Consider the following 16,251-nt stretch of genomic DNA (forward strand, 5'->3'; position numbering starts at 1 on the left):
AGCGGAAAGGGATGGAGCCGCGGCGGGGCGGCCTGCATATGAGCGGGGCCGTTACGGGCCGCTCCCGCGCGAAAGAAGCGGCATTGTTTTTTGTCATCAGCTTGCTGTTTTTCGTCAGCATTACGGCGTTCGATCCGTTCGTAGCTTCTTATGCGGCTTCGCTGGGCATTCCGGCGGCGATGATCGGAACCGTCGTCGGCGTCACCGGGCTGGCTTCGGTGTTCGCGAGGCTGCCGCTCGGCATTGCGTCGGGCTTCGTCGCGAGGCGCAAGCCGTTCATTCAGGCGGGGTTCGTCCTGACGATCGTGTGCTGGACCGCCGCCTGGCTCGCGCCGGGTCCGGCGACGCTGTTCATCGGCAAGCTGAGCAACGGGCTCGCCGGCGCCGTCTGGGTAATTTACACCGTGATGTTCGCTTCGTACTTCGCAGCCCGCGACGGCGCCAAGGCGATGGCCCTCATCTCGACGGCCACGCCTCTCGGCTCGCTCGCCGGCTCGACGATCGGCGGGCTCGTCATTCATGCCGGCGGTTATTCGGCCGGCTTCGCCGTGGCGGTAGTCGCCGCGCTGCTAGCGCTGACGCTCACTGTCTTCCTGAGAGAGGAGGAGACGAGGCCGGGCGGCCCTGCCTACGACCGGTAGACGTTGAGCCGGCAGTGCGCGGACCGAAGGCTGTGGGCGATCTCCCTCCTCGGCATTGTCGTGCAGATGACGATGTACGGGACGCGGGATACGTTCACACCGCTCATGGCCGAGCGGCTCGGGGCGGGCCCGATCGCCGTCAGCTGGCTGGCGAATACCCATCTGGCGCTGTTCGCCTTGTCCACCGCGCTGTGTCCGTGGCTGTACCGCCGCTTGGGGCTGACCCGGACCGGCGTCGTCGGCTTCGCCGCGCAGGGCGCCGCCATCCTGTTGATGCCGGCGGCGAACGCGCTCCCCGCGCTGTTCGCGCTGCAGGCCGTCGCCGGCGTCGCCTACGGCATGGCGTTCACGTTCCTGATGTCGGTCGTGCTGGCGCGCGCGCAGCCGCAGGAGCGGACGACGCGCATGGGCTTCTTTCAGAGCATGTATTCGCTGGGCGTGTTCGCGGGACCGCTCCTGCTCGGACTGCTTGTCCAAAGCGCGTCCGAAGCGGCGGGATTTATCGCGTGGGGGCTGCTGTCGGCCGCCGGCGCCGCGTTGACGCTGCTTTTGCTGCCTGCGCGGCAAGAGGCCGCAGTGAAGCCGGAGCTTGCTTCGGCGCGGCCTGCTAGCGGGGATGCGAACCGCCCGAGCGGCAAAGGAGAGAGTTTTCGTGCAATGGAACACCATTAGCGCTTTGCTGGAAGGCTACCGAAAGCGCCTGTTCTCGCCGCCGGAGATCGTCCGGGCTTATCTGGATCGGATCGAGGCGCTCGACAAGGACTATCGCTCGATCATTACCGTCACCGCCGAATCGGCCCTTCGCCAGGCCGTAGCGGCAAGCCGCCTGTTAGCCGAGGGCGGGAACGCAGCTCTTCCGGGCGTGCCGATTACGCACAAAGACAACATCGATACCGCGGGAATTCGGACGACCAACGGCTCGCGGATCGACCGCGACCGCGTGCCGGATCGGAGCGCGACAATCGCGAGCCGGTTGGAGAGGGCCGGCTGCGTAACTATAGGCAAGGCGAATCTCTACGAGTACGCCTTCGGCATTACCTCCGACAACCCGTTCTACGGCACGGTCCGCAATCCTTGGGATATTCGGCGGACGGCTGGGGGATCGAGCAGCGGCTCCGCCGCTTCGGTCGCGGCGGGCTTCTGCCTCGGTTCCATCGGTACGGATACGGCGGGCTCGATCCGGGTGCCGGCCGCCTGCTGCGGCGTCGTCGGACTGAAGCCGACGCGCGGGCTGCTTCCGATGGACGGCATCGACACGCTGTCGTGGACGCTCGATCATGCCGGACCGATCGCGGGGAACGTACCGGATCTCGCGCTGCTGCTCGAAGGCGCGGCGGAACGGCGTTACGCGGGCGCGATCCGAGGCGATATCCGGGGTCTGCGCGTCGGCGTGCCGCGAGCTTTCGTCTATCGGCGCATCGATCCCGCCGTCAAAGCGCTGTTCGAAGCCGCGCTCTCGGACTTGGAACGGCTGGGCGCGATACCGGTCGAGATCGATTTGTCGTTCGCGGAGGATGCGGTCGCCGTCGCGACGGGCATCGCTACGCCGGAGGTCGGGTACGCGCATCGCGAACGGATCGCTTCTTCGCTTGAGCTGTACGGCGAAGGCGCGGCCGAGACGTTCGCCCGCAGCAAGGCGGCGTCCGCCCATGCGTATATGGAAGCCATGCGGCAGCGCAGCGAGATGACGGCGCAGCTCGACAAGCTGTTCGAGTCGGTGGACGTCATCGTGACGCCGACGATGCCGGCGCCGCCTCCGCTGATCGGGCAGCGGGAATGCCTGTTTCCGGACGGCTCGGCGGAGTCGGTCGACTTGTGCATGATCCGCTTCACCTGCTTATACGACATCACCGGCCATCCGGCGCTGTCGATGCCCTGCGGGCTGACCCCGGACGGATTGCCCGTCGGCTTGCAGCTGGCCGCCGCCCACCGGGCCGAGGAGACGTTGATTCGCGCGGCCTGCGCGTACGAGCAGGCCGCGCTGGCCGGGTTTTATGCGGAGCGGGAAGCGCGCATGTTCGACGCTCTCGCGCGGACAAGCGAAGCCGGGCGGGGATGATCCGGCGCCGCTGAGGAGCCGTTACTTGCGGCTCATGACATTTTTGCGAAAAGGATGGGTTGGGAATGGAAAACAAGAGCAACGCCGGTTCGAAGGAAACGGGCTTGTCCGCGAACGGCGCGGCGGCGGAAGCGTCCGCGGGCAAATTGAAAAACGGCGGCGATGCGGCCGCGGCGCGGGCGAGCGACTGGACGGTCAGACGCGTAACGCAGAGCAACGTGTTCTACGCGGACGCGGAAGAAGTAAACATGATCGACGCGAACGACGATTACGACTACATCAATTTGCCCGAAAGCCTGCAGAAGAAACAGAGTATGCAAGGCTTCGACCCGGCTTATAACAACATCGTCGATTACATCGTCAAGATTACGCGGCAAATTTGGAAAGAGAAAGACATCGGTCTTATCTACGAAACGTACAGCCATAACGTCTCCGTGCATAAGGGAATGATTAACAGCCACGGGGTGAACGAAGTCGTATCGGGCACCCTGCAGACGCTGCACGCGTTTCCGGATCGGAAAGGGCTCGGGTGGAGCGTCATCTGGTCGGGGAACGATAAAGAGGGCTTCTTCACCTCGCATCGGGGCAAGTCGATGGGCACGAATATCGGCGACAGCCTGTACGGGCCGGCCACGAACAAAAAGGTGGTCTTCCGCACGACGGCGGACTGCATGATTTTGAACAATAAAATTTACGAAGAATGGCTCGTGATGGACACGTACCATATGGTCCAGCAGCTCGGGCTGGATCCGGTCGAGGTCGCGAAAGGGCTCGCCAAAGGGACGAAGACGCTGACGGCTCCGCTTCATTTCGGCTTCCCCGAAACGGCCGAAATCGGCTTGCCGCCGAAAATTTACCAGCGGCAGTTCGAGGAATTCGAGGTCGGCGATTTCATGCTGGCCATGCTCAACCGGATCTGGGAGCGCCGATCGTTCAATTACGTGCATGAATTTTACGATCCGAACGCGGTGGTTCACTACGTGTGCAACCGGGACCTGATCGGGGCGGCGGAAATTAAGGGCATGTTCGTCAGCCTGTTCGCCTCCATTCCGAACGGCAAAACGCACGTCGACCGCATCACCTGCAACCGCCGGGGCTCCGATACGGAATGGGACGTGGCGGTCCGTTGGCGCATTCAGGGAATTCACGAGGGCATGGGTTACTTCGGCCGTCCGAGCGGCAAACCGATCGAAATTTTCGGCGTGAATCATTACAAAATCAAGGCCGGCAAAATCGTCGAGGAGTGGCTGTTGTTCGACGGCATCGACGTCCTCCGCCAGATTTACATGGAAAGCGATGCTTCGGCCTCCGGTTCTTCCGGCGCGGCCGCGCGTTCCGTGTCGGGCGGGGACGGGAGCTTTCCGGGGGTTTCGTAAGAGGTACGACGATCACGCAGCGATCGACAAAAAACGCTCCGCGACCATAAGGGTCTGGAGCGTTTTTTTACGAGATATTTATATGCGTTTCGTGACTGCGGCAGGATTTTACGCGCGCTTATCCCCGTTATTCGACGAAATACTTTTCGGATCCGATTTGCTTCCAAGCTTCTGACTTGAAGTTTTCCAGTTCCCCGGCATGACCACCACAACGAATCCCCCCCTTTTCCTGTTCCTCCCATACTATGCGAGATGGGAAGGACTGTCAATCGAATTTTGCGGCGTAGTTGGCAATGTCTGCCAACAGGGCGGTATACAGATTAAGTTTTACTCCCGGAGCTTCGATTTGCCCGTTCGGCCGGGAGAACTTGGCGTACAGCCGATTGTTTCGGCGATGGTTCTCCGCGGCGGCGAAAGTCATCCAGACAGCCTCCGGATGCCGTTCTTGAATCGTCCGTACCAAGATGCCGAGGCCTTTCGGGAAGAACGTCGTGCCTTGCCGCGAAACCGGCATTAAACAGTATTCGATGTAAGCGATCTGGCGATCCTCGTACTCTCCTTGGGGCGTGCCCATCGTATACCCGACGATGCCGATCACATCCCCCCGTTCATCCTCGAAACGGAGTAACGTCCCGTACGTGAGAATGCGCAGCATCGCGGTGTATGCGTCCGCCGTCCGAAGTTCGGGGTCGGCCGAGCGCCTCGTTTCCAACAAAAACGTCATGCATCGCCCGAAATCCGCATCGTCCTCGCAAATATAGGTTCGGAAAGGGTTCATGTTCGTTCGCTCCTTCCTCGAAGCAGGCTGTTCGCCACGATCAAGACGTCGTCGCCCTTCGGGACGTATACTGCTCAAGACGCGCCGGGGACGTCTCGAACAGGTCGATGCGTCCGTAACTTTTGTCGTTCGTCTTGACGAGCCGGCAGAACTTTCCGAACAGCCTGCGCAGGTCCGCCCGGTCGGCCGGCGACCAGAACCGGATCGTCCCCGCCCCCGGCGCCTGTTCGGCAAGGTAAGCGGAGAACGCTTGGAGCAGCCGGAAGAACGCAGCGGAGCCGCGAACCTCCTCCCGCAAGTACAACGCTTCCGCTTGGCAGACGGCGGCAGGCGTTCCATCCTCTCCGTCAAGGAAGATGAACCCGAGGACGCCTGCCGTACGGCCGTCGGCATCGCGAACGAGAAGCGCATCGCCCTGGATGATCGGGTCGCCGATAAAGCTGAACGCCACGCGAAACTCGTAAGGCAGTTTCAATTCGGCATAGCGTCCCATCAGCAGCAGGAAGTAATCGTCCCACAACGCATCGTCTTCCCCGCACAACATATATGTGAAAGGCGTCATTTCATTCGCTCCTCCAGCGTTCGTTCCAACACGCCGCGAATGGACGGGTATGCGGCGGTCAGTTCCAACAGCTGATCCCGGCGCAGGGACAGCAGGACGGTCGGACCGATCGCGACGATGTCGGCCGTGCGCGGGATATCCTTCAGCAGGGCGATTTCGCCGAAATAATCCCCGTCCTCCAGCACGGCCACGCGCACTCCGGCCTTCTCCACGGCGACGCGGCCCCGCACGATGATGTAAAACTTATCGCCGGCATCGTTCTCCCGGACCACCCGGTGCCCGTCATCGTATGTCTCCGTAATGAACAAGCCGGACATCGATTCCAATTGCTCCGCCGGAATGCCTCGGAAGAACGGCAGCTTCGACAGCCTTTCGCCCTCGACTTTGGCCAGGAAGCCGTCGGCGGACAAGACGAACCCGTGCTGCTTCTCCCACATATCGGCGTACAGCCCGCCGCGCGCCAGCAGCTCGTCGTGGGTGCCGCTCTCCGCGACGCGGCCGTTCCGGAAGACGACGATAACGTCGGCGTTCCTTACCGAAGCGAGACGGTGCGTGACCGTCACGATCGTCCGTTCCCCTCGGAGGCGCCAGATCAGCTCGTTGATGTCGGCTTCCGTCGCCGGGTCGAGCGCGGAAGTAATTTCGTCGAGGACAAGCAGCTGCGGATCGCCGATCAGAGCGCGGGCGATCGCGAGCCGCTGCCGCTGGCCGCCGGAGAAGCGGCCGCCGAAATCTTTTACCATCGTTTCGTACTGGTCGGGCATTCGCTCGATCAGCTCGCGGATGCGGGCGGCTTCGGCCGCGGCGCGGACCTCCTCAAGGGTGACGCCGGGACGCGATAGGCTGATATTTTCGAAAATCGTGTCGTTGAATAAGAACGAATCCTGGAAGACGACGCCGGTGTGCCGCCGGTAATCGGCTTCGCTCAGCTCCCGCAGGTCGACGCCGTCCGCCTCGATCGCCCCTTGTTTCGGGTCGTAGAACCGCAGCAGCAGCTGCAGCGCCGTGCTCTTCCCGGAGCCGCTCTGCCCGACGAACGCCGTCATGCCGCCGGCCGGAATCGCGAGCGATACGCCGTCGAGCGCGAGCGAACTCTCGTCGTAGCCGAAGGAGACATCTCGGAAGCGGACCTCGTTGCGAACGCCCGCGAAGGGCTTCGGCCGGCTCGGCAGCGCCAGAGGGGAGCGGTGCCGCAGTACCTCGTCGATGCGCCGAAAGCTGACGCCGGCTTCGATCAGGCTCGGCACGATCTGCGATAACGACGAGACGGATTGGCCGACGTTCAGGAAGATGGTATAGAAGGCGATGAACGCGCCGACCGACAAGTCGTCTTGCAAGATGAAATACCCGCCGAAGCCGATCATGACTGCGTTAAGCGCGAGGAAAGCCGTCAACGGAAGGCGGTCGAGCAGAGCATAGACGAACGTGACCCGGATGCCGGCGCTCATCAGGGAGGTTAACCGCTGTTCGACCCTGCCGAGGATATAAGGCGCCGCATGCATGCCTTTCACGACGCGCCGGCCTTTCAGCACTTCGTCGATCAAGCCGATATAGGCGTCATTCTCGACCCGATAATGCTCCGAGCTCCGCTCGGCTTTGCGCCGGAGCAAATACGGGCTTGCGAACAGCAGGACCGACCCCGCCGCCATGACGATCGTCAGCTTCCATTCTAATTGCAGCAGCAAGCTCAACCCGATCAGAAGGGAGAGCGTTTCTCGGAACGAGCGCGGAAGAATGCCCGAGATGGTCCGGTCGACGGCCGCAATGTCCGAAGTCAGCCGGTTCATCAGCGACCCTTGGTCGAACCGATGGTAGAACTCTTCCGATTGCGCCGCCACGTGGCGGAATATGTTCTCGCGCAAGTCGTAAACGGCCCGCTCGTTCGCCTTGGCCAACAGGCGATCGCTGAGAAGGCCCGCGCCGAGGTAGACGATTCCGCCGACGACGAGCAGCGCTAAAACCAGCGAAAACAGGCTGACGTCCTTAGCCGGGAACGCGCCGTCGATCAGGAACTGGAAGCTAAGAGGGGAGGCGGCAATGTATGCGGTCTCGACGATAATGCAAGCCGCAACCAGCAGCAGCGAGATCCAGTACGGACGGCAGAGCCGAAGCGCAAAGCGCAGCACGAACAAAAGGTTCACATCCTAGTACAAATTTCATAGTTCTTCCATCTTACCATGGCTGAATGGGGTGGGATATACAAAGCATACGTTTTGTTATCCGATAAGTTATTAACATGCTGTGTGTATCATGTGGATAACGCTGTGGATAAAAACTGAGCGAACAACCGCTATATCCACAGGCGATAGCCGCCTCCGCCGCAAACGAATCTCTTTGTTGTTTGATGAGACGCATTCCGGCTGAATGTTGCATTCCGACGAGACTGACGCACGGCAAAGCCGGTAGACAGACTGCGAATGCGCTCATTATAATGTAGGCAGGCTTTACCAAACTTTACTAATCAATATTAGGGAGAGGGCGCAACGATGGAATCGAAACAAAAAATCCCGAACTATACGCCGTCCACGACAACGGTAAGGCCGCATTACGTAAAGCAGCATATTCGCGGCACCAATATTATTGGTCCTTCGTACCGCAACGGCGGGGGACACCCGAATATCGACTCGCGTATCGGCTACAAGCGTAAGAACAGCAGAGGCTAGCAGCCGAAAGGGTTTTGAGGGGGTCTGGGTCTATTTCACCATTTCAACGGTCGGGGGACAGCTGCATGATGAACGGTGAACAACTGACGAAGGAACGCTACGGCTCATTGCGGGAGGAATCGCTGGCCCGCTTTGAACAAATTAGGCAACTGCTTTGGGAAGAAGGCATGAATACGAACCAGATTCAACGCCTGTCGAATCAGCTGCAAGATAACCGATTCCAAATTATCGTGGTCGGCGAATTTAGCTCAGGGAAGTCTACCTTTATAAATAGTCTCCTAGGAAGAGCTCTTCTTCCTTCCAAAGTAAAGCCTACAACGGCAACGCTCGGCATCATTCAGGACGGGGCGCCCCAAGCTACGGCCGTGTACAAAGACGGAACCCGCAAACCGATCCCGCTGGAAGAGATCAAAACGTTCGCCACCGCGCTTGACCGGGCGGGCGCCGAAGAAGCGCGCAAGATCGAGCATATCGAGATTCAGTACCCCTGCGCCTTCACGAAGGACGGCGTCGTCATCATCGATACGCCTGGCGTCGACGAGTTGGACAAGCAGCGGGAGGAAGTTACCTACAACCTCATCCCGAAGGTGGACGCGGCGATTTTACTGATGGACGCTAGGCGTCCGTACAAGTACAGCGAGAAAGTGTTTTTGGAGGACCGTCTGCTGGCCAACCAGATCGGAAAAATTTTCATTGCGCTCAATTTTATCGACTCGATCATCGACGACGGCGAGGATCCCGAGGAAATCGTCGATTACACGAGAGAGAAGCTGATCGAGAGCTTGCCCGCGATCGGACGACCGCGCTTGTACGCGCTGTCGGCGAGGGAGGCGCTTTCCGCCAAGGTGAACGGCGACTCGAATAACGACTATCTGGCCCAATTTCTGTCTTTCGAGGGCGACTTAATGGATTTCCTCGTCAATGAAAAAGGCATTCTCATGATCCGCAATGCCGTCGTGAAGGCGCTGCTCGAGCTGAAACAGCTGTACGACAATATCGTCGTCAAGCACGCGGGGTTGGATACGCCTCTGCAGCAATTGCTGCAGCAAGAGGCTGCGTTCGCCGAAAGACTGCGGCAGTTCGAAACGCATCGGCATCAGTTGATCGCCGACGTTCGTTCCGGCTTCCAAAGTCTGCCGAGCCTGTACGAAGCGGACATCCGTCAGGCGACGGCGATGGCCGTGAACGATATCGAGCGCATCGACCACAACAGATACAAATCCGGGCAATTCAAGGAAGAAGTCGAGGCAATCTTCCACGAAGCGCTACGCAAGCAGCTTGAACGCGCCGTGCTGCCGCGCATTTCCGAGCAGCTCAGGGACATGATGGAGCAGGCGCAAACGAGATCCGAACGGTTAATGGAGGAGTTGGAGCGGTTTCGGTACGATCAGCTCTCCATCGATGCGCTGGATTCAACGCGGTTGTACGATCTGAACGGCGTGTTCGAACGAGACGCCTCCGTTGGGGGCAAGCAGCTGCTGATGGGCATCGGAGCATGGTTCGGCGTCCCGTTCCTCGTCAGTCTGTTCGCTACGGGAGGACTGGCTCTCATTCCGTGGGCGATCGGCATGGCTGCATCCATTTTCGGCATTGTCGTATGGGGCGATCGTCAAGAGAAAAAAGCGATCGTGCAGAAGTTGCGTCAAATGGAGCCTGAGATCGCATTTAAAATTAAACAGTCGATCTCGGAGAAGATGGAGGACGCCTGCGAACAATTCGTCGCGGCCTTAAGCGGTCAAATGAATGCCCGGATCGAAAATATGCAAGCCGCGCAAAAGGAAACAATCGAGAATAAGAGGAAATTGGCCGGCGAAATCGACGCGAAGAAAGCTTATTACGAGGAGCGGCTGCGTCAGTCGGGCGCGGTGTCGTCGAAGCTTCAAGCAGTGCTGAAGGAGCTCGGCCGCCGAGGGGTCGCAGCGGACTATGCCGTCACTTGACTTACAGATACGGCTATATCGCGCGATGAAGGCATCGGAGGGGGCGGCTGCGCGTTCCGTTCGGGCCGAGGGGACGGACGCGACGCGGGAAGCAGCCCTGCTGGCCGGGCGTTTCTCGATGTGGCTCGCGGTGCGGCGGAACGTGCCGCCCCCGTCCGAACCCTCCGAGATGCTGGCTTGGCTTCGCTCGGAGCTAGCCGTTCTGGAGACGGAATGGAAGGCGGAGTCGGGGCGGTCGTACGATTCGGAGAAATTAAACCGGTTGAACGGCATCCAACATTCCCTTGCCGAGCTGCACTATGCCGTGGGGGAAACCTGTTGGGCGGCGGACGAACGCGAGCAGGCGATGAAAGAGTGGACGGGCTTGCCGAAGGCATTCCACCCATGGACGTATTTGTACCGGAGCCGACAGTCGGAAGCGGCCGGCGAGACGGCGGCGGCAATCGTCTATGCCAAGGCGATGACGTGTTCGCCCGGCACGTTGCTATATTTGGAGAAGCACTGGCGCTTGTACCGGCTTTATGCGGCCTTGGGCGAAGCGGCCTCGGCGGAGTCCCATCTCCGCGACGTGCTGCGTTCGGAGCCCGATTACGAGGATGCTGCGGAAGAGGCGTATCGGTTTTGGACGGCGGGCGGGAATTTCGTGATTGCATTCGAGCATTGTACGGAGCAGTATGTACGCGCGCCCGGCGACATTTGGGCGGACCGAGCGATTAGACTTCTGACGGAGGTTGGCGAAATCGCGTCGTTCGCGCCGTGCCGCACGCTGTTGGAGGCATTATTCCGCGATGGCCGCCTAGAGCGATGGTCGCAAGCTGCGAACACGGCGTACGACGCCGTACCGTACGAAGCTCTCGATGAACTTGCCGCATATGTTAAAGCAACGCTGCTGCCGACGGTACGTCAGTCCGCCATCGTCCCGCGTCTTGCGGACGCTGTGGAGCTGCTTGCCGAGTTGAGCGGGTTGTTCGACGGGGACGGCGAGCTGCGCGAGCGTCATTCGGCCGACATTGCTTGGATTATGATGGTATACGGTCTTTTGCTGCGACGGCGCGCTGCGGCGTTCGAAGGGGGCGTCCGGCTTCAGGTCGCGCTCGAGAAGGGCGATCCCGGCGACGCTAGGCGCGCCTTGTTGGACCAAACGCTGCTCCGCGTCGGCGTCCCGTCGGAGGAGGACCCCGTCGCCGCGGATTTTCCTTGGCTGCACGAGGTTGAGAAGTTGGCTGAAGCCATCGAAGATTGCGGAGGGAACGGGGAGCCGTTCAGGCGGCTGGTTCGATGGGAGCGGGATCCGAATTATCGAATCATGCTGATCGGCACGTTTAACAACGGGAAGTCCAGCTTGATCAATGCCCTAGTTGGCGGGAAAGTGCTGAAAACGAAGTCGCTCCCCACTACGTCGATGCTCGTGTTTCTCTCCGCCGGCGAGCAGGAAGCCGCCGAGTTGTTCCGCCCGGACGCCGGGGAAACGCAGAAAGTGCCGTGGGAACGGGTGGCCGAGCTGACTGCGTTCAACGCCGAGCGCAATCCTGGAGAGGATTGGCTGGCTCGGCTTCGGTTGCCGAACGCATGGCTGGCCGATAACCGGCTTGCTCTGATCGACACGCCCGGTTTTTTAGATTTTAGCAATCAAGCCAAACTCGTGAACGAACATGCGGAAGCGGCCGACCGCATCGTCATGGTCATCGATGCGACCAAACCGCTGACCGGATCGGAATCGGACATCCTCAGAGGCTTGCTGGCGTTGCCGGATATGGAACCGGATCGATTCGCGTTCGTGCTCAATAAAAGCGACATGCTGGATCCGGAGGAACTGGATGACATCGTCGCGCATGTGCGGGGCGGTTTGTCCGAATTGCTAGGGAGCGAGCCTCCGCTGTTCGTGTTCAACAGCAGGGATCCGTCGATGGCGGAACGACTTCGGCGCGACTTCGCCGGACTAATCCCGCCGCGCCCGTACGCGGTTCGGTTCGAGCGATTCGCAAGCCGGTTCGCGGAGGCGATGGCGGAGGAGGAACGCGCCGCGTCGGAACGGACGTCCGCCATGCGCGGGCAAGCGGAACGGTATCGGGCGCTGACAGAGCGATTAGAGACGCAGCGCGAAGATGTCCGGGGGGAGCTAACGAAGCTGCAGCGCACGCTCGCTGCCGAGCATGCGGCACTGAAGGGGCGGTTGGAACGGTACGTCCACGAGCAACTCCCCGCCTTGATGGAGCAGCAGACAGACCGCGTCTACATCGGCTTCGATTATAAAACGCTGCGCGAGCAAGTGGAGCGCAAGCTGCAGGAGATTGTTCGTGCGTGGGCCGAAGAGCATGTAACGCCGCAGTTGCGGGAGAATGTAGCGGGCTTGATGCAGCGAATCCAGCCTTCATACGAGGCGATGCAGTATTGCGTCGACCGGGCGATGGCGCGGCGGCTGCTTGCGTTGGGGGAGGAGAGCGAATTCGACGAACGCCGAGCGGTCGTCTCCGAACCGGTTCCTTGGCTCGGCATCGTTCAAGCCGCTTCCGAGCCGGCGCGGCGCTTCGTCGACAGCCAGACGTATTCGGTCCGGGTGCTCGGTTCCGGAGGCATGTTTGCGGGGTTGTTCCATGGCATCTCTTCCTTCTTCAACGGAACGAACAAGGTGCTGGAGGATGTGCGATCCGAGTTGAGGCGCGAAATTTCGGATTCCGGGGGGAAAACGGCGGAGCGGCTGCATGCGGCGGCGTTCTCCTCCTACAGCGGCTTCGCCGATGCGTTGTCCGCTGCCGTGCGGAAGTTGCCGGACGAGGCGGCTCATCTGCTGAAAGGCGATACGAAGCTTGTCGAGACGCGAGCGGAGGAGTTGTTTCGGTCCGCGGCGGAGCTCGAGCGGGAACGCGAACGCATGGCAGAAGCGTTCGCCGACGCCCGGCATCGAATGAAATTGTGGACATGCCAAGTCAGCCGAGGAGTGATCATCGAGAATGGACAATTATGCCGAATGGCATGAGCGGCTGAATGCGTGCGTTCGGGAGCTATACGGAACGCATGAACAGGCCGAGGCGCCTTTGACGGGATCGGGGGGTGGCGGAGCGCTTCGCGTCTGCGTTGCCGGGGCGCACCCGAAGACCTACGAGGCTTGGGCGGGAGCGCTCGCGGAAGGGGACAGCGAGGTGCGTTTCGCGCAGCCGGACGCGAGCGGCCGCTACGATCTGGAAGCGGAGGCGCATTTCGTCGTCCAAGTCATCCGGGCTACGCAGCCGGTCAGCCGGAGCGACGGCATCGGGTACGATTCGTTGAAGGAATGGGTGCCGAACGAACGCCACCGGTTCGCTGCGGACGAGATGGACCGGATCGATCCGGAAGAGCAGGCGGAAGTTAGCCGTTATATTGAAGAGAAAATAAACGTCGTAAAGCCGTCCTTGGATCCAGTATATTACATCTCCTCTAAAACCGGGGAAGGGTTGGAGGCGGTCGCGGAAACCGTTCGCGTTCTGGCAAGCCGGCGGGCGGAAGTTCAGGCCGATACGGAACGCTTCCGCCTCCGGCGGCGAATTCGACAGCTTCGGCAAGCGCTGCAAGCGGAGATCGATGAGCTGCGGCATGCGGGGCGACACAAGGCCGAACGGAAAGAGCAAGCCCGCTCGGCGATTCGCCGAGCGCTGCAGGACGCCGAGAAAATCGTCGCGTTCATAGGTGAACAGCAAGGGGATTGGGAGCGGCTTGCCGCAACCGTCCGCGCGGCGGCGCAAGAGAGATTTCGCCTGGAAGACGGCGAGATGGAGGGCGCGGCGCGCTTGGCCCGTCCGGCGTCCGGCGGCGATTCGCCTGCGGCAAAGCTGCGGAGCGTCGTCGCCGCATGGGCGGACGCCGCCGTCCGGAGGGAGAGGGCGGCTTTGCGCGAGTACGCAAACCGGGAGAATCGGCCGGAGCGGCTTGCCGCCTTGGAGGAGCTTCGGCAGGCGATTGACAGCATCGAGAAGGAGGCCGAGGAAGCGCATGCGAAAGGCTCTTGAGGCCGAATTGAAGGATTGGTTGGAACCCGGGGAAAGGTTGATAAAGGGCCAATTCCGGCTCCGTCCGGAAACGTACGCTCATTCCGAAGCGAATCGGGCGCTGCAAGAGTATATGGAGCTCGTTCCGCATCGTCAATCGTTATTAACCTACTACCGACAGATGGAGCAAGGAGCGAATTTTCCGGATCTGCTCGGCAAGACGGCGGAAGCAGGACCAAAGCAGTTCGCTAGAGTATATCGGATGACGGAACAGCTGTCGCGTCTGCTGGGCGTTCCGACGCCTCGAGTGTTTATTTATGAGGAATTGTATTACCGTTCTCATACCGAAGGCGTCGACTTCCAATGGATCGAATTGAGCTCGGCGCTCGTCGAAGAGTTTACGAACGACGAATTGGCGTTCATTCTCGGCAGGGAGCTCGGGCATATCCAAGGGCGCCATTTTGAGTATGACGCGATCTACCAAGCGGCGGTCAAGACGTCCCAGTTCGCGGAGCGAATCCCTTTCGTCAATATTATGAACAAGCTGTATACGCTTGATATTTATCAGGAGTATTTAAAGGCCTACGCGAACCGCTGGAAGCGGATCGCCACATACTCCGAGGACGCCTGCGGCCTGCTGTGCTCAGGCTCGATAGCGGCGTCGGTAGCGGCGGTGAAAAAGCTGGTGCTGAACAACCCCGCGCTTGTCGACGAAGTGGATTTGACCTCGTTCGTTGCCCAGTCCGACGACATCGCGGAGCTCGACACGACGGTAATGAAATACACGAAGTTGGACGAGCCGCTGCCGTATGCGCCGCACAGATTGTTGGAGCTCATTCGTTTCGGAAGCTCCGCGCGGGCGAAACGCGCGCTCTTCCAAATCCGAATTTCCGAGGAGGAACGGCGGTCATGAGCGAATCGTTTTCGGTCAAAAAAATGGTTTCCTTTATGGCTCCGATTTTGAACAAAGGCGTAGAGGCGGCGACGGAGGTCGGCACACGCGCAGTGGGCGTGCTGGTCGATCATTTCGACGATTATTCCGTCCCGGAGCGGCCGAGCGTCTATGAAGGGATGCCTCGTAGCCAGGAAGAGTGGACGGAGGCGACCCGCGTCGAGCCGATGCGCGCCGAGCATCATTATCGGCTGGCCAGATTGCATCATCGAAACTGCGAGCTGACGTCCGCGAAGCTGGAATACGAGGCCGCCGATTTGCTCCAGCCGTTGACGGGCGAACGCCGGCTTCACTACCTTGCGCTGTTGGACGCGCTCGGTCTTGCCGGCGAGGCTGAATTGCAAGAAATTGAAAGCATGGAGCTCGACCCGTCCGTGCGCGACTTGTACCCCGAGTATTTCTTGTAAGCCTCCTAAAGTATACTGCGGTCTTCTACTACCGGGTAATATCGTGCGCCTCTCCTTTCCAGTAAGCTGTGATGGAAAGGAGAGATAACGATGAAAGAAAATGTAGAAATGCGGTGGATGCGCTTTTTGTCCCGGTGGATGTTCGTCATGCCCGTTCCCGTCCTGCTGCTGTTCGTCTCGATCGGCATGCTGCTGAGCAGAGCCGGCGGCGTTCCCGTCGAGCAGGCGTACATGGTCGCGGCGTCGCAGGAGCCGCTTGGACTGCGGCTGCTCGGCCTTGCGATCACGCTGCTGTGGGGGACCGTAGCGGTGTTTTTTATCGCCGCGGCGGGGGCGTTCAAGGGGCGGTATCCGATGAGAGGCACGTTCCTCGGCGCGACCGGCCTCGGCTTCTTGATCCCGATGTCGGCGGGGAACGTGCAGTGGACGGCGGCGATGGACATGGCCCGGCGGTACGGCGCCGCCGCGACGGAGGAGCAGCGGGAGACACTGCGGCAAATTCAGCTGACCGTCTTCCAAATCGTCGAGTCGCGGATCGACTTTTCCAATCTGCTGTGGGTGCTCGGCATGGCTCTGCTGATTTCCATGGCGCGGGAGGCGGGGATGATGCCGAAGACGACGGCCGCGCTGTACGCGCTGTCGGCGTTCGTCATGCTCGGCGTATTCGCGTCGCATGTCGTCGGCTATCCGTTCCCGTTCGTCTTGATTCCGGCGTACTGGGCGGTGACGCTCGGCGCGCATCTGACGTTCGGCGCGGCGCTCGTCCGCGGGCTTCGGACAGGCAAACTTCATGTCGACGCGACGGCGTCGGCGTAAAGGACGAAGAGGGGCCGCAAGGCCCTTTTTTCGTTGGTCGAGAGCCCTTAGGGACAAGCCGAAAAAGGTTTTTCCGGAGCGGCGTTGAATGTATT

Annotated in this window: 14 protein-coding genes; 11 read left to right on the plus strand and 3 right to left on the minus strand. The window is 60.6% G+C overall.

The genetic code is table 11. The annotated features are described in order from the left end of the window. The first annotated feature begins 38 nt into the window (after positions 1 to 38). The 4 genes from VE009_RS11815 to VE009_RS11830 all read left to right on the plus strand — a co-directional run bounded on the left by VE009_RS11815 (position 39) and on the right by VE009_RS11830 (position 4,076). Positions 39 to 641: an MFS transporter gene (locus VE009_RS11815; RefSeq protein WP_325007790.1), complete on the plus strand. Its 603-nt coding sequence runs from the start codon at positions 39 to 41 to the stop codon at positions 639 to 641. Between the two features lie 3 nt (positions 642 to 644). Continuing rightward, positions 645 to 1,313 (plus strand): MFS transporter, encoded by a 669-nt coding sequence (locus VE009_RS11820; protein WP_325007792.1) that lies wholly within the window; start codon positions 645 to 647, stop codon positions 1,311 to 1,313. Continuing rightward, on the plus strand, positions 1,294 to 2,700 hold the full coding sequence (locus tag VE009_RS11825) for an amidase (protein WP_325007794.1): 1,407 nt from the start codon (positions 1,294 to 1,296) through the stop codon (positions 2,698 to 2,700). Before VE009_RS11820 ends, VE009_RS11825 begins: the two co-directional genes overlap by 20 nt. Before the next feature lie 65 nt (positions 2,701 to 2,765). Continuing rightward, on the plus strand, positions 2,766 to 4,076 hold the full coding sequence (locus VE009_RS11830; RefSeq protein ID WP_325007796.1) for an ester cyclase: 1,311 nt from the start codon (positions 2,766 to 2,768) through the stop codon (positions 4,074 to 4,076). A gap of 265 nt (positions 4,077 to 4,341) precedes the next feature. On the opposite strand, the gene VE009_RS11835 is transcribed toward VE009_RS11830, so the two are convergent. Genes VE009_RS11835 through VE009_RS11845 form a run of 3 tightly spaced genes read right to left on the minus strand, consistent with a single transcriptional unit; the run spans position 4,342 to position 7,542 of the window. Next, positions 4,342 to 4,854 (minus strand): hypothetical protein, encoded by a 513-nt coding sequence (locus tag VE009_RS11835; protein ID WP_325007798.1) that lies wholly within the window; start codon positions 4,852 to 4,854, stop codon positions 4,342 to 4,344. Positions 4,855 to 4,894: 40 nt separating this feature from the next. Then, positions 4,895 to 5,416, minus strand: coding sequence for a hypothetical protein (locus VE009_RS11840; protein ID WP_325007800.1), 522 nt, complete (start codon positions 5,414 to 5,416; stop codon positions 4,895 to 4,897). Then, positions 5,413 to 7,542 carry an ABC transporter transmembrane domain-containing protein gene (locus VE009_RS11845; RefSeq protein ID WP_325008024.1) on the minus strand — a complete coding sequence of 710 codons (2,130 nt, stop codon included), beginning with the start codon at positions 7,540 to 7,542 and terminating at the stop codon, positions 5,413 to 5,415. The genes VE009_RS11840 and VE009_RS11845 overlap by 4 nt, the downstream gene beginning before the upstream one ends. Positions 7,543 to 7,902: 360 nt before the next feature. Between VE009_RS11845 and VE009_RS11850 the strand changes: the two genes are divergently transcribed. From VE009_RS11850 to VE009_RS11880, 7 genes are all read left to right on the plus strand, one after another. Further along, a complete protein-coding gene (locus tag VE009_RS11850; RefSeq protein ID WP_325007802.1) occupies positions 7,903 to 8,079 on the plus strand; it encodes a hypothetical protein in 177 nt (58 codons plus the stop codon). A 65-nt stretch (positions 8,080 to 8,144) separates the two neighbouring features. Beyond that, positions 8,145 to 10,019: a dynamin family protein gene (locus VE009_RS11855; protein WP_325007804.1), complete on the plus strand. Its 1,875-nt coding sequence runs from the start codon at positions 8,145 to 8,147 to the stop codon at positions 10,017 to 10,019. Between the two features lie 25 nt (positions 10,020 to 10,044). Continuing rightward, positions 10,045 to 12,996 carry a dynamin family protein gene (locus VE009_RS11860; protein ID WP_325007806.1) on the plus strand — a complete coding sequence of 984 codons (2,952 nt, stop codon included), beginning with the start codon at positions 10,045 to 10,047 and terminating at the stop codon, positions 12,994 to 12,996. Next, positions 12,971 to 14,002 carry a hypothetical protein gene (locus VE009_RS11865; RefSeq protein ID WP_325007808.1) on the plus strand — a complete coding sequence of 344 codons (1,032 nt, stop codon included), beginning with the start codon at positions 12,971 to 12,973 and terminating at the stop codon, positions 14,000 to 14,002. Before VE009_RS11860 ends, VE009_RS11865 begins: the two co-directional genes overlap by 26 nt. Continuing rightward, a complete protein-coding gene (locus tag VE009_RS11870; RefSeq protein WP_325007810.1) occupies positions 13,986 to 14,894 on the plus strand; it encodes a M48 family metallopeptidase in 909 nt (302 codons plus the stop codon). The genes VE009_RS11865 and VE009_RS11870 overlap by 17 nt, the downstream gene beginning before the upstream one ends. Next, positions 14,891 to 15,340: a hypothetical protein gene (locus VE009_RS11875; protein ID WP_325007812.1), complete on the plus strand. Its 450-nt coding sequence runs from the start codon at positions 14,891 to 14,893 to the stop codon at positions 15,338 to 15,340. The genes VE009_RS11870 and VE009_RS11875 overlap by 4 nt, the downstream gene beginning before the upstream one ends. 90 nt (positions 15,341 to 15,430) lie before the next feature. Continuing rightward, positions 15,431 to 16,156, plus strand: a complete 726-nt coding sequence (locus tag VE009_RS11880; protein ID WP_325007814.1) for a hypothetical protein — start codon at positions 15,431 to 15,433, stop codon at positions 16,154 to 16,156. The last annotated feature ends 95 nt before the right edge of the window (positions 16,157 to 16,251 follow it).

Origin of the sequence: Paenibacillus sp., assembly GCF_035645195.1 — a bacterium.
In the GTDB taxonomy this organism is placed as follows: Bacteria; Bacillota; Bacilli; order Paenibacillales; family YIM-B00363; genus Paenibacillus_AE.

Coding starts and splice junctions, on each gene's coding strand:
- VE009_RS11870 (WP_325007810.1), top strand. CDS start 13,986: ATGCGAAAGGCTCTTGAGGCCGAATTGAAGGATTGGTTGGAACCCGGG.
- VE009_RS11875 (WP_325007812.1), top strand. CDS start 14,891: ATGAGCGAATCGTTTTCGGTCAAAAAAATGGTTTCCTTTATGGCTCCG.
- VE009_RS11835 (WP_325007798.1), bottom strand. CDS start 4,854: ATGAACCCTTTCCGAACCTATATTTGCGAGGACGATGCGGATTTCGGG.
- VE009_RS11860 (WP_325007806.1), top strand. CDS start 10,045: ATGAAGGCATCGGAGGGGGCGGCTGCGCGTTCCGTTCGGGCCGAGGGG.
- VE009_RS11815 (WP_325007790.1), top strand. CDS start 39: ATGAGCGGGGCCGTTACGGGCCGCTCCCGCGCGAAAGAAGCGGCATTG.
- VE009_RS11880 (WP_325007814.1), top strand. CDS start 15,431: ATGAAAGAAAATGTAGAAATGCGGTGGATGCGCTTTTTGTCCCGGTGG.
- VE009_RS11840 (WP_325007800.1), bottom strand. CDS start 5,416: ATGACGCCTTTCACATATATGTTGTGCGGGGAAGACGATGCGTTGTGG.
- VE009_RS11865 (WP_325007808.1), top strand. CDS start 12,971: ATGGACAATTATGCCGAATGGCATGAGCGGCTGAATGCGTGCGTTCGG.
- VE009_RS11850 (WP_325007802.1), top strand. CDS start 7,903: ATGGAATCGAAACAAAAAATCCCGAACTATACGCCGTCCACGACAACG.
- VE009_RS11855 (WP_325007804.1), top strand. CDS start 8,145: ATGATGAACGGTGAACAACTGACGAAGGAACGCTACGGCTCATTGCGG.
- VE009_RS11830 (WP_325007796.1), top strand. CDS start 2,766: ATGGAAAACAAGAGCAACGCCGGTTCGAAGGAAACGGGCTTGTCCGCG.